Below are 11,614 nucleotides of genomic sequence, written 5' to 3'. Positions count from 1 at the left end.
ACCGCTCATAAAGCCACGAAGTGAAACAAGATTTCGGCGACAGCAGAGCTCCGATACTGTGAAATCACCGCCAGCGGGGCTACGGCCCCACCCAAAAATTGAGCTGCCGGGGCGGCGTGGCTGACGATCGGGGATGGTTATGAATCAGATTCTGACAACCTCGCAAAAGACTGCGGGAATGCTCGAGCGGCCGCTCGTCATTATTGTCGATGACGACGACGATGTTCGTATGGCACTGAAGGAGCTGATGGAATCGGTCGGGCTGGAGGCGGCGTGCTTCAGTTCAGCGCAAGAACTGGCAAAGATGCCTCTGTGCGAACGTCCTGGCTGTATCGTGCTGGATGTTCGCCTTCCGGGGATCAGTGGTCTGGATTTCCACTGCCAGTTGGCCTCTACCGGCATCGATAAGCCTGTGGTCTTTCTGACGGGACATGGCGACATCTCGATGTCAGTGCAGGCCATGAAGGCCGGCGCCATCGATTTCCTGACCAAACCGGTTCGCGACCAGACGCTGCTCGATGCCGTGATGATCGGCATTGCGCGCGATGTGGAAAATCGCAGCGCGGCGCAGGTGACAAAAATCCACGTCGACCGGTTCAATAGCCTGACGCCACGCGAACGCCAGGTCTTCCGTGGTGTGGCGAACGGGCAGGTCAGCAAGCAGATCGCCTATGACCTCGGGATCAGCGAGATCACCGTTAAACTGCACCGCGCCAACACAATGAGAAAGATGCGGGTGACATCCATCGGCGATGCGGTTCGGGCCTGGGAAGCGATCCCGCAGACCACTCGCGATCGCGGAGTGAACTAACTCAGCCGAAAGCCGGATAAGACCGGCAGGTGGCTGCGGCTCCAGAGCGATGCGATCCGCCGCTGTGCGTTGCACCGGCAGGCAGTCACCTCGGTGACAGGATCTGATCGCGCCGCACGGACTTATGCCAAAGCATAGCCTGACCTAACGATCAGCGGCAGTCCGTGACCTTCGCGCATAATACACGACAAAGCCGCTGCAGGGCACTCTCGCCTGGCTCCACCGAGCCGGCCTCAGAGGCCGTGCATGTCCGGGGCGATCATCGGAGCGAAGCGCCCCGACCACACATGAGCGGAGATTTGGAATGCAAAAGCGACTTCTGATCATCGGAGCTGGCTTTGCCGGCATGTATGCGGCACTGTCGGCCGCCCGCCTGCGTGACCTGAAGGGCGTGACGCCCGACCAGCTGGAGATCGCGCTGATCGCACCGCGGCCCGCGCTGGTGATCCGGCCGCGCCTGTATGAGGCGAAGCCTGAGGCCATGTCTGCCCCGCTGCTCGATGTGCTCAAGGCCGTCGATGTCGCCTATATCCAGGGCTATGTGACGGACGTGGATACCGACAGGCATATTGTCGAGGCGGCCGGCCATCCGGAAGACCGCTTCACCATCCACTACGACCGGGTGGTGCTGGCGACGGGCAGCCAGCTGTTCCGTCCGCCGGTGCCGGGTCTGGCCGAATTCGGCTTCAGCGTCGACAGCCTCGAAGACGCCGTCGCGCTGGACAAGCATCTTCACAAGCTGGCGAAGCAGCCGGAGTCAGAGGCCCGCAGCACCGTGGTGGTCGCCGGCGGCGGTTTCACCGGCATTGAGGCCGCCACCGAGCTGCCGACGCGTCTGAAGGAAATCTTCGGACCGAAGGCGAAAATGCGCGTCCTCATCGTCGACCGTTCCGACGCCATCGCGCCGGACATGGGCGCCGGTCCCCGACCCATCATCGAAAAGGCGCTGAAGGATCTGGGTATTGAAATGCACATGAAGCTTGGCGTCGCCGAGCTGACCAGAACTGGCGTGAAGCTGTCCGATGGCAGCGAGATCGCCGCCGCCACCGTGATCTGGGCGGCCGGCATCCGTGCCAATCCGCTGACCCAGAAGTTTGCCGCCGAACGCGACAATTTCGGTCGCCTGATCGTGGACCGCGAGCTTCGCGTCCCCGGCCTGGCAGGCGTGTTCGCCACCGGCGATTCCGCCAAAGCGGTCTGCGACGACGACGGCAACTTCGCGCTGATGTCCTGCCAGCACGCCACGCGGATGGGCGCTTTCGCCGGCAACAATGCCGCCGCAGAACTACTCGGCGTTTCCGCCACCCCGTATCACCAGAAGGGTTATGTCACCTGCCTGGATCTGGGCAGTGCCGGCGCCCTCTTCACGCGCGGCTGGGACCGCAAGGTCGAGATGATCGGCGAGGTCGCCAAGGCGACCAAGCGCGAGATCAACACGGTCTGGATCTACCCGCCCAAGGCCGAACGCACGGCGGCGCTGGCCTCAGCAGAGCCGTCACGCGTCACCGATGTTGGCTGAGTGGCCAGGTTGGAATTCTTCCGCCCAGGAGGCGTCATGCTACGCAAACTCGTTGCCCTGCTGATGAACTACAAGCAACACAAGCCCGTCACGCTGGCAGGAAACCCGCTTGGTCGTCCGCGGCCACGGCGCCGGCGCAAGGACAGTCTGCGCCAGGGCTGATCCCCCGGATCAAGGCAGGCTGTTGCAGTCGGGACGCATCGCCCGTCCTTTCCAGGCATCCAGTGGAGACCGTCATGTCAAACCAGTCCCATCAGAATCGCCGTCAATTCCTCGGTGCCGCAGCCGGAACCCTCGCGGTTGCCGGGGCGAGCCAGGTGCCATTCATACCGGCTCGCGCGCAGTCCAGTGCCGGCTCCGGCGCCATGAATGTCTTCGGCGAACTGAAGCGGATCAACACGGGCGTGCTGAGCACGAGCTATGTGGATGTCGGTCCGGAGAACGGGTATCCGGTCATCCTGCTCCATGGCTGGCCTTACGATATCTACAGCTATATCGACGTGGCGCCGGAACTGGTGCGGGCGGGCTACCGGGTCATCATCCCTTACCTGCGTGGATACGGCGGCACAAAGTTCCTGTCCGACTCGACACAGCGTAACGGTCAGCCGGCGGCGCTGGCGCTCGACATCATCGCGCTGATGGATGCGCTCAGGATTCCGACCGCGCTCATCGGCGGATACGACTGGGGCGGCCGGACTGCGGATATCATCGCGGTGATGTGGCCTGAACGCTGTAAGGGCCTCGTCGCGGTCAGCGGCTATCTGATCGGCAGCCAGGAGGGTAGCCGGATGCCGCTGCCGCCCCGGGCCGAGCTGCAATGGTGGTACCAGTTCTACTTCACCACCGAGCGTGGCCGCGCCGGCTACGCTCAGAACCGCTACGAATTCAACAAGCTCATCTGGCAGCTGGCGTCTCCGCAGTGGAACTTCGATGAAGCGACCTATGCGCGGTCGGCTGCCGCCTTCGATAACCTGGATCACGTCGCTGTCGTCATCCACAATTATCGTTGGCGGCTCGCTTTGGTCGATGGCGAACGCCAGTATGACGCGCTGGAACGTCAGCTGGCGGCAGCGCCGGTGATCAGGGTGCCGTCCATCTCCATGGAGGGCGATGCCAACGGCGCGCCGCACCCGGATCCGGCGGCCTATGCAAACAAGTTCGTCGGAAAATATGAGCATCGCCTGGTGCGCGGCGGCATCGGTCATAACCTGCCGCAGGAAGCGCCGCAGGCCTTCGCTCGCGCGATCCTGGATGTCGCAAAGATGTAAGCGGACAAAACGCTCTGCACCGGCAAGATCATCTGACGGGTGGCAGAAGTGGCGGGACATGCGCATGCGATCCGCCTGAAATCGGAAAATTCGCGCAGCGGCATCTGGTGTTAGTTCGGCTCACATTGGGAATCGGATTCGGCTGCGCGACTCACATTCCGGATCGCACTGGACTAACATTCGCTATCGGCCGCATTGCCGTAAGATGCAGAAATATATAAGTGTCCCCTATCATTCTTATTCGGACTGACCATGATTTGGACGGTCTGACTTAAACTGCTAGTCGTCCATTCCAAGAGCGGCTGAGCTCCTGCGCGCCCTGTCCGTCACGTCAGACGGCGCCGCGCTTCGCCGGCGCGATGCCGATATCCTGGAAGATGGCGACGATGTCGTCCGGGTCCGGCGCGGTGACGCCGAGATTCAGGCGCTGTTCGATTTCATCAAGATGCCGCTCCATGGCGGCCAGCGCGCCGGCCTTGTCGCCGGCCAGGATCAGGTCGGCGATGACGGGATGCGCATCGGGCGAGCAATCCGGCGAGCCGGGCACTTCAAAAGTGGCGATGGCTATCGAGGTGCGCAACATCAGTTCCTTGGCAAAATCGAATAGCACCGTATTGCCGGCCAACTCGGCGATCATGATGTGGAAATCGGCAGTGAGAGCCAGGGAAGCCCAGCGGTCGTTGCGGTCGTCAGCGGTCTCGCGCCCGATATGCTGGCGCAGTCTGGCGCGCGCCGCGTCGTCCAGCCTGTCGATCACCGTGCTGACGGTGGCGGTTTCCAGCACGCGGCGTGCAGCGAAGATATCGCGCGCTTCCTGTACAGTGGGCCGATAGAGGAAGGCGCCCCGGTTGGGGAAATGCGTGACGATATGGCGTGAGGCCAGATGCGCCAGCACCTGGCGGATATGAATGCGTGTGGTGGCAAACACCTGCGCGAGCGCATCTTCGCCCAGTTTGGTGCCGGGCTTCAGACGCTTCTGGCTGATCGCCTTGAGGATGCCTTGCACCACGGGGTCATCATCCATGGTCCTCGGCTCGGTGCCGGTGGCATCAGAATCGCGATCTTTCCTGGCAGGCTTCATGCTGCCTGTTTACTGAATTCGCCCAATTTTTGAAAGCAATCTTCTTGCTTAATTATTCATCATATGTTGTAAAAATTGATTACAATAATATCATAAAATTGGCGCCAATCTTTGATTAAATAAAAAACGATATATAATACAGCATCTTAGAGACACGGATATTGTGGCACATGCATTGCTACAGGCTCCCTAACGAGGGGCTCATGGCAAAACTGGCATCAAGCGGCGCTTTGATCGGATGGGACGGCGGAAAGACCTTCGTCCCGGAGCCGGTCGACATCCTGATCTATGGAGACCTGCACGCCTGCAACCGTTTCATCAAGGGCCAGATTGAAAACCTGCCTTCTGCAGCGGAGGTCTGGTGATGGCGATGCGCGGCAATGGCCTGGCGCTCAGCGGCATCCATCACTGGTTCGGCGCCACCCAGGCGCTGGATGCCATCACCCTGCGCGTCGAACCGGGCGAACTGATCGCGCTGCTTGGCCCATCCGGCTGCGGCAAGACCACGCTGCTGCAGATCATTGCCGGCTTCCTGCAGCCCAGCACCGGCGAGGTGCTGCTGGATGGCTATCGCGTCGAGCATATCCCGGCCAATCGTCGCCGCATCGGCATGGTGTTCCAGAATTACGCGCTGTTCCCGCATCTGAACGTGTTCGAGAATGTCGCCTATGGCCTGAAGGCACGCAAAAAGCCGGCACCCGCCGTGAAGGCCAAGGTGGCCGAAATGCTGGCCCTGGTGAAGATGGGCCATCTCGCCGACCGCCTGCCCGGCCAACTGTCGGGCGGTCAGCAGCAGCGCGTCGCGCTTGCCCGTGCACTGGCCATCGAACCCGGCCTGGTGCTGCTGGACGAACCCTTCTCGGCGCTGGACAAGAACCTGCGCCTCGACATGCAAATCGAGATCAAGAGCCTGCTGAAAGGCTATGGCGTCACCTCCATCATGGTGACCCATGACCAGGAGGAGGCGCTGTCGATGGCCGACCGCATCGTGGTGATGAACCGCGGTCGCATCGAACAGGTCGGCACGCCCGATGCGCTCTACGACCGTCCGGCGACGCTGTTCGTCAACCAGTTCATCGGCCATGCCAACTTCCTCAACGGCACACTGACGGCACCGGATCGCGTGATGCTGCAGGCCGGCATCGCCATTGCACTGGCCGAACCCGCGTCGCTTCCCGTCGGCGCGCCGGTGCTGGTCTCGATCCGGCCGGAAAACATCGCGCTGGCCGACCCGGCGACGCCCGGGGCGCTGGCGGGAAGCGTGCGGTTGACCCTGCCGCTTGGCGCCGCCGATGTGATCGAGGCAGCGCTTCCCGGCGGCGAGACGGTGAAGATCCACCGCACGCGCTCACCGGCCTCCAGACCTGTCGCTGCCGGCACGTCCTTCGGCCTTGTCATCACCGATCCCACCGGCATCGGCCTGTTTGCCCTGCCTGCCAGTCCCCCCGCTTGAATTCTTCAGGATAGAAGGAAAAGGACCATGCAATTTACCCGTCGATCGATTCTCACCATGGGCTCCGCTGCGATGGCAATGGGTGCCATGGGCGGCTTCCCGCATCTGGCCCGCGCGGCGGGTTCCATCGTCGCCACCACTTATCCCGGCAGCTTCGATGAAGCCTTCAAGGCCGTGGTCGGCCCGGCCCTGGCCAAAGCCAGCGGCGGCGGTGGCGTCACCTTCTCGCCGCTCCTCAATGTCGATCAGATCGGCAAGATCCAGGCTTCGCGCAATGCGCCGCCCTTCGATGTGGTGCTGTTCGATGAAGGCCCGCTGATCCCCGCCATCGAGGCTGACATCCTGGAGAAATTCCCGGCCGACAAGTCGAAGAGCTATGCCGATATCCCGGAAGCCTTCCGCGATCCGCGTGGCTATGCCCCCGTACTGACGGTGCAGCTGATCGGCATCGCCTACAACCCGAAGAAGATCAAGACGCCGCCGACCTCCTGGGAAGACCTGTGGAAGCCGGAATACAAGGGCCGCGTCGGCATCACCGGCATGGGCTCCAGCCTCGGCACCGCCTTCATGGTCGAAATCGCCAAGATGCATGGCGGTTCCGAAACCAATATCGAGCCGGCCTTCGAGGCGATGAAAAAGCTGCTGCCCAATGTCGGCGCCATCGCGCCGTCGCCCGGCGCGCTGGCGGCCCTGTTTCAGCAAGGCGAGATCGACATCGCCTTCAACTACTTCAACAACGTGGCCCTGCTGGCGGCCAAAGGCGTGGATATCGCCTTCGCCAAGCCGAAAACCGGCGCCGTGGTGATCCGCGCCAGCGCCCAGATCGTCAAGAACAACCAGAATCCCAAGCTGGTCCTCGACTATCTCGATACCGTGATGTCGACCGAGGTGCAGAAGGGGCTGGAAGCCACACCCTGGGTGATGATGCCGACCAACAAGAAAGTGTCGTTGACCGGCGCCAACCTCACGGTGGCCAGGAGCGTGGACGACCTGGTGGCCAGCAACGTGCTGCTCGACTGGACCAAGTTCCAGAAGCTGCGCGGCGAATGGATCACCCGCTTCAATAAAGACGTGAAAGTCTGATCGACGGCGTGCGGATCATGCTGCTGCGTTCACCTGAAATGAAACAGATGCTGCCGGCGATGCCGCTGGCGATGCTGTTTCTCGTCACCTTCGTGGTGCCGTTGGTCGTCCTGGTGTTTCTCAGCCTGTTCCGCACGCCGCAGTTCCTCGAGATGGGGCCGGACCAGTATGTCCGCTTCTTCTCCGAAGGCTTCAACCTCCGGGTGCTGTATGACACCCTGCTGCTGGGCGCCGAAGTTGCCTTGCTGACCCTGCTGCTAGCCTATCCGCTCGGCCTCGCCTATGTAGCGGCCGGGCAGACCGGGCGTACAGTCATCACCTTCCTGATCCTGCTGCCGCTGCTGACCAGCACGGTTGTGCGCACCTTTGCCTGGATCGTCATTCTCGGTCGCGAGGGCATCGTCAACTCGGCCATGCTTGCGCTTGGCCTGTGGGACCAGCCGGCGCGGCTGCTCTACTCTTGGAACGGTCTCGTGATCGCGCTGGCGCAGATACAACTGCCGCTGATGGCCCTGCCAGTGATCAACAGCCTGCTGCGTGTCGACCGCAACCTGACCAGGGCCGCCGAAGGCCTCGGCGCCAGCCAGCTCCGCATCTTCTTCACCGTGATACTGCCGTTGACCCGGCCGGGCGCGCTGGCCGGCTGGTTGCTGGTCTTTGCCGCCGCCACCACTGCCTTCATCACGCAGACCCTGGTGGGCGGCGGCCGCATGATCCTGATGCCGGTCTATATCTATCAGCAGGCCATGGGCGTGCAGGAATGGCCTTTCGCGGCTGCGCTGTCGCTGATCTTCACCGGCGCCGTGATCGGCATCGTCGGCATCGTCGGTGCCCTGTCGCGCCGTTATATGCGAGGCGTCGATGCAGCGTAGCCCGGGCGACACTCTTTATTTCGGTGCCATCGGTGCGCTGGCCGGCTTCACCATGCTGCTACTTCTGGCGCCGACCGCCGTGGTGCTGATCATTTCCTTCACCGGCGGCATCACGCTGAAATTCCCGCCACCGAGCTGGTCGGTACGCTGGTATCTCGAACTGCTGAAATCCGACGAGATACTCCAGCCGGCCATCACCAGCCTGAAGGTCGCCATCATGGCCACGATCGGTTCGGCAACCTTGGGCACGGCCGGTGCGCTCGGCATCGCGCGCAGCAAAAGCCGGCTGGCCCGCCTGCTCGATGCCCTGTTCATGTCGCCGATGGTGCTGCCGGCCATGGCCTTCGGCCTGTCGCTGCTGCTGGTGTTCAACATGCTGGCGGTACGCCTCTCGCTGACGACCCTCGTGCTGGGGCATACCATCATTTGCGTGCCCTTCGTGATCCGCATGGTCGGCGCTTCCGTGCAGCAGCTCAATCCGGCGCTGATCATCGCCTCGCTCAGCCTTGGCGCAAGCCGCTGGTATACTTTCCGCCGCGTCACCCTGCCGTTGATCCGGCGCGGCATCGTCGCCGGCTGCTTCGTCGCGTTCCTGTCGTCTTTTGACAATGTGCCGATTTCCCTGTTCCTCGCCGATGCCCGCACCGAAGTGCTGCCAATCAAGCTCTGGGCCATCCTGGAAGGCAGTCTCGATGTCCGTGTTGCCGCCGTTTCCGGCGTCATCGTCATCGCCACGCTGATCGGCCTGATTGTTGCCGAGCGGTTCGGCGGTCTCGGCCGACAAATCCAGAATCGCTGACATGACCATCCAACGTGATCTGCGCGGCTATGGCCGCAACCGCCCCGCCATCGTCTGGCCCAATGGCGCCCGGGTCGCCGTTTCCCTCGTCGTCAATTTCGAGGAAGGCGGCGAGCTGTCCATCGAGCAGGGCGATACCGAGACCGAACAGTTCGGGGAGGTGCAGTCGGTGCAGCCGCCCGGCGTGCGAGACCTGGTTCAGGAACAGGTCTTCGATTACGGCATGCGGGCCGGCCTCTGGCGTTTCCTCGATGCCTTCGAGTTCCATGGCATCAATGCCACTTTCATGATGTGCGGCCGCACGGTGGAGCGCGTGCCCGATCTGGCGCGCGCCGTGGTGGAGGCCGGCCATGAACCGGCCGTGCATGGCTGGCGCTGGCTGCCGCATTCACGCTACCGCGACAGTGACAGCGAACGACTGGATATCGTGCGGACGCGTGACGTCATCGCGGCGACAACCGGTGTGCAACCAGTCGGTTTCATGTCGCGCGGGGGGCAGAGCCCATGGACCCGGGGGCTGCTGGCCGAGCTGGACTTCGGCTATGATTCCAATGCGCTGAACGACGATCTGCCCTATTGGGACACCCTATCATCGGGGCAACGCATGCTGGTGCTGCCTTATGGTTTCGATACCAACGACATGAAGTTCTTCCATCCCAATGGCTTCGTGCAGCCCGAGCAGTTTTCCAACTATGTCGGCGCGGCGCTGGATGTCCTGCTGGGTGAGGCCAGCACCGAAAAATCATCCATGCTGTCGGTCGGGTTTCACCTGCGCATCTGCGGCCGGCCGGCACGATTTGCTGCTGTGCAGACCATCCTGCGTGACCTACGGGCGCTCGGCGACCGCATCTGGGTCGCGCGGCGAAGAGATATCGCCGAGCATTTCCGCATCCAATATAGCTGAAGTATTTCGGGCAGAAGGCGCCAAATTTAAGCGTACTGAGGTGATGTTAGTGCGACTAACATTTCAAATCGGATTCGACTCTCCGACTAACGGTCTTAGCCGGATGGGATTATCATTGGTGTCTGGCCACTGTCTCATAAGCGATTGAAATATCGGGTGCGTCACTAACATCCTTAGTCGGACGGACCAGATTGCCGAATAGCAAGGAACAGAAAGTTTAAGCCATTTCTTTCGACTGCCATCGCTATGCCCAGTTCGCCGCCAGCACGCCGTTCAGATCGTCATCCAGTCCGGCGGCGACGAGCGTCATCTGGCCGGCCGTCGGCGGGCTGAAGCTGGCCATCGCCGAAACCAGGTTGGCGACATTGGCGGCCGAGAGGCTATGGCTGCCGTCCACCGTCTCGATGCTGTCGACGCGGCGGCTTGCGTCCCCATACCAGTCCTTCAGGTAGACGCTGCTGCTGGCCTCGCCGATCACGTCGATGCGCAGGTCGTTGCCGGCCTGCCGGAACCACAGCTGGTCGAAGGCCACGCCGGTGGAGAAGCGCAGGATATCGGTGCTGGTCGAGGCATCGGCGATGTCGGCCTGGCTGATGCTGTCGGTGCCGTCGCCACGGGCGACGATGTAGGTGTCGTCCCCGGTGCCGCCGGCCAGGATGTCGTCGCTGTCACCACCGCTCAGCATGTCGTTGCCGGCCGCACCGAACAGGAAGTCGCTGCCGCTGGTACCATTCAGCGTGTCGTTGGCTGCAGTGCCGGTGACGGCATTCTGGCCGCTGCTGGCGCCGACCGCCACATGCTGGATGGCGACATTGCTGGTGACATTGCCGTCATCTAGGACCGAGACCTCGCAGCTGCGGACCCCGATCATGCCGCTGCTGCTGGCGAACGTGATGGACTGCAGTAGCTGCGCATAGAGCAGCTGATCGGCCGCGCCGGTGAAGCTGAGGCCGTTCGGGTTGTTGGTATCACCGCCGAAGCCGCCGCCGACCACCGAGATGCCGGTGGCGACGCCCTGGTTGAGCATGTCCCCATTGCTGTCGATGCTGAAAGTCCCGCTCAGCTGCAGCGTATCGCCCGAGACATAACCGCCGGAAATGCGGAACACCGCGCCGTTGAGATCGCCCTGGTCGACATCGGATACGCTGAGATTGGCGCCGGCGCCGATATTGGCCGGGTTGATCTGGGTCAGCGTGGCGGCCGCCACCTCGACCTGCAGGATCACATCATTGAAGTCGAAATCGGCAGACTGGCTGGCCGCCAGATCCTCCCAGCCGATAGCGATACGGTCCGGCGCCGGCGTATTGGCGCCGTCGTTGATCTCGCCCTGGCCGGCCGCCACATGCTGCATGCCGTCGCTGTTGAGGGCCAGGGTATCGATGGTCTGGCCGTTGAAATGCGCCGTAGCGCTGGCGGCGGTATGGAAGATCGGCGTCAGCGACTGGTTGATCGCCGTCCCTGTCGAGGGCGCCGAGGACAGGCCATGCACCATCAACTGCGGCGGAACTGTATCAAAGAGGGAAGCGGTCTGGCTGCTGTTAGCTCCATTGACGAAGCTGAAGGCGGCATCGTTGCTGAACACGTCCGCCAGCAGCGCAGCCGTGGTGCTGTTGCCTGCCCCGTTGCTGATCATGAACAGGCCGAAGCTTGAGCCGGCCGGCAGGTTGCCCAGACTGACCGAGGTGTAGCTGTCCGACGGGTTGTTCGGATCGTCCGGGTCGAGCACCGGCGGGGTCTGCGAGGCATTGGGGAAGACCAGCTGGGCCGGACCGAAGCTGCCGTCGGCATTGATGACATAGAAGCCGATGACGCTCTGGTTGCCGG

12 protein-coding genes are annotated in these 11,614 nt (G+C 62.5%); 10 read left to right on the top strand and 2 right to left on the bottom strand.

Going from position 1 to position 11,614, the window contains the following annotated elements:
- Positions 1-139 precede the first annotated feature (139 nt).
- The 4 genes from OJJ21_RS21950 (at position 140) to OJJ21_RS21935 (ending at position 3,598) form a co-directional block, all read left to right on the top strand.
- Positions 140-811: a response regulator transcription factor gene (locus tag OJJ21_RS21950; protein WP_297689885.1), complete on the top strand. Its 672-nt coding sequence runs from the start codon at positions 140-142 to the stop codon at positions 809-811.
- Positions 812-1,115: 304 nt separating this feature from the next.
- The gene (locus OJJ21_RS21945; RefSeq protein WP_297689883.1) at positions 1,116-2,330 is read left to right on the top strand and encodes an NAD(P)/FAD-dependent oxidoreductase; all 1,215 of its coding nucleotides are present in this window, start codon (positions 1,116-1,118) and stop codon (positions 2,328-2,330) included.
- A gap of 36 nt (positions 2,331-2,366) precedes the next feature.
- Positions 2,367-2,492, top strand: coding sequence for a hypothetical protein (locus tag OJJ21_RS21940; RefSeq protein WP_297689881.1), 126 nt, complete (start codon positions 2,367-2,369; stop codon positions 2,490-2,492).
- Between the two features lie 74 nt (positions 2,493-2,566).
- A complete protein-coding gene (locus OJJ21_RS21935) occupies positions 2,567-3,598 on the top strand; it encodes an alpha/beta hydrolase (protein WP_297689879.1) in 1,032 nt (343 codons plus the stop codon).
- Between the two features lie 331 nt (positions 3,599-3,929).
- On the opposite strand, the gene OJJ21_RS21930 is transcribed toward OJJ21_RS21935, so the two are convergent.
- Positions 3,930-4,622 (bottom strand): GntR family transcriptional regulator, encoded by a 693-nt coding sequence (locus tag OJJ21_RS21930; RefSeq protein ID WP_297689877.1) that lies wholly within the window; start codon positions 4,620-4,622, stop codon positions 3,930-3,932.
- Positions 4,623-4,882: 260 nt separating this feature from the next.
- Here OJJ21_RS21930 and OJJ21_RS21925 point away from each other — a divergent pair, with 260 nt between their 5' ends.
- Genes OJJ21_RS21925 through OJJ21_RS21900 form a run of 6 tightly spaced genes read left to right on the top strand, consistent with a single transcriptional unit; the run spans position 4,883 to position 9,790 of the window.
- Positions 4,883-5,044 (top strand): hypothetical protein, encoded by a 162-nt coding sequence (locus OJJ21_RS21925; RefSeq protein ID WP_297689875.1) that lies wholly within the window; start codon positions 4,883-4,885, stop codon positions 5,042-5,044.
- Entirely contained in the window at positions 5,044-6,132 is a 1,089-nt protein-coding gene (locus OJJ21_RS21920) for an ABC transporter ATP-binding protein (RefSeq protein WP_297689873.1), read from the top strand. Before OJJ21_RS21925 ends, OJJ21_RS21920 begins: the two co-directional genes overlap by 1 nt.
- 27 nt (positions 6,133-6,159) lie before the next feature.
- Positions 6,160-7,215, top strand: coding sequence for an ABC transporter substrate-binding protein (locus OJJ21_RS21915; protein ID WP_297689871.1), 1,056 nt, complete (start codon positions 6,160-6,162; stop codon positions 7,213-7,215).
- A 17-nt stretch (positions 7,216-7,232) separates the two neighbouring features.
- Complete coding sequence (locus OJJ21_RS21910) at positions 7,233-8,087, top strand: ABC transporter permease (protein ID WP_297689869.1); 855 nt, start codon at positions 7,233-7,235, stop codon at positions 8,085-8,087.
- Positions 8,077-8,886 carry an ABC transporter permease gene (locus tag OJJ21_RS21905; protein ID WP_297689867.1) on the top strand — a complete coding sequence of 270 codons (810 nt, stop codon included), beginning with the start codon at positions 8,077-8,079 and terminating at the stop codon, positions 8,884-8,886. Before OJJ21_RS21910 ends, OJJ21_RS21905 begins: the two co-directional genes overlap by 11 nt.
- Position 8,887: 1 nt before the next feature.
- Entirely contained in the window at positions 8,888-9,790 is a 903-nt protein-coding gene (locus OJJ21_RS21900; protein WP_297689865.1) for a polysaccharide deacetylase family protein, read from the top strand.
- A gap of 244 nt (positions 9,791-10,034) precedes the next feature.
- Here the strand turns inward: OJJ21_RS21900 and OJJ21_RS21895 are convergent.
- The coding region (locus OJJ21_RS21895) for a DUF4114 domain-containing protein (RefSeq protein WP_297689863.1) at positions 10,035-11,614 on the bottom strand (1,580 nt) is incomplete at its 5' end.

The sequence above is a fragment of the Ferrovibrio sp. genome, from assembly GCF_025869515.1.
Classification (GTDB): Bacteria; Pseudomonadota; Alphaproteobacteria; order Ferrovibrionales; family Ferrovibrionaceae; genus Ferrovibrio.
Note: the sequence above shows the minus strand (reverse complement) of the source record. Positions and strands in the feature narration are given on the sequence as shown.

Excerpts from the sequence above, each read along its gene's own strand:
- OJJ21_RS21915 (WP_297689871.1), top strand. The coding sequence starts at position 6,160 with ATGCAATTTACCCGTCGATCGATTCTCACCATGGGCTCCGCTGCGATG.
- OJJ21_RS21935 (WP_297689879.1), top strand. The coding sequence starts at position 2,567 with ATGTCAAACCAGTCCCATCAGAATCGCCGTCAATTCCTCGGTGCCGCA.
- OJJ21_RS21950 (WP_297689885.1), top strand. The coding sequence starts at position 140 with ATGAATCAGATTCTGACAACCTCGCAAAAGACTGCGGGAATGCTCGAG.
- OJJ21_RS21900 (WP_297689865.1), top strand. The coding sequence starts at position 8,888 with ATGACCATCCAACGTGATCTGCGCGGCTATGGCCGCAACCGCCCCGCC.
- OJJ21_RS21910 (WP_297689869.1), top strand. The coding sequence starts at position 7,233 with ATGCTGCTGCGTTCACCTGAAATGAAACAGATGCTGCCGGCGATGCCG.
- OJJ21_RS21945 (WP_297689883.1), top strand. The coding sequence starts at position 1,116 with ATGCAAAAGCGACTTCTGATCATCGGAGCTGGCTTTGCCGGCATGTAT.
- OJJ21_RS21930 (WP_297689877.1), bottom strand. The coding sequence starts at position 4,622 with ATGGATGATGACCCCGTGGTGCAAGGCATCCTCAAGGCGATCAGCCAG.
- OJJ21_RS21940 (WP_297689881.1), top strand. The coding sequence starts at position 2,367 with ATGCTACGCAAACTCGTTGCCCTGCTGATGAACTACAAGCAACACAAG.
- OJJ21_RS21905 (WP_297689867.1), top strand. The coding sequence starts at position 8,077 with ATGCAGCGTAGCCCGGGCGACACTCTTTATTTCGGTGCCATCGGTGCG.
- OJJ21_RS21925 (WP_297689875.1), top strand. The coding sequence starts at position 4,883 with ATGGCAAAACTGGCATCAAGCGGCGCTTTGATCGGATGGGACGGCGGA.
- OJJ21_RS21920 (WP_297689873.1), top strand. The coding sequence starts at position 5,044 with ATGGCGATGCGCGGCAATGGCCTGGCGCTCAGCGGCATCCATCACTGG.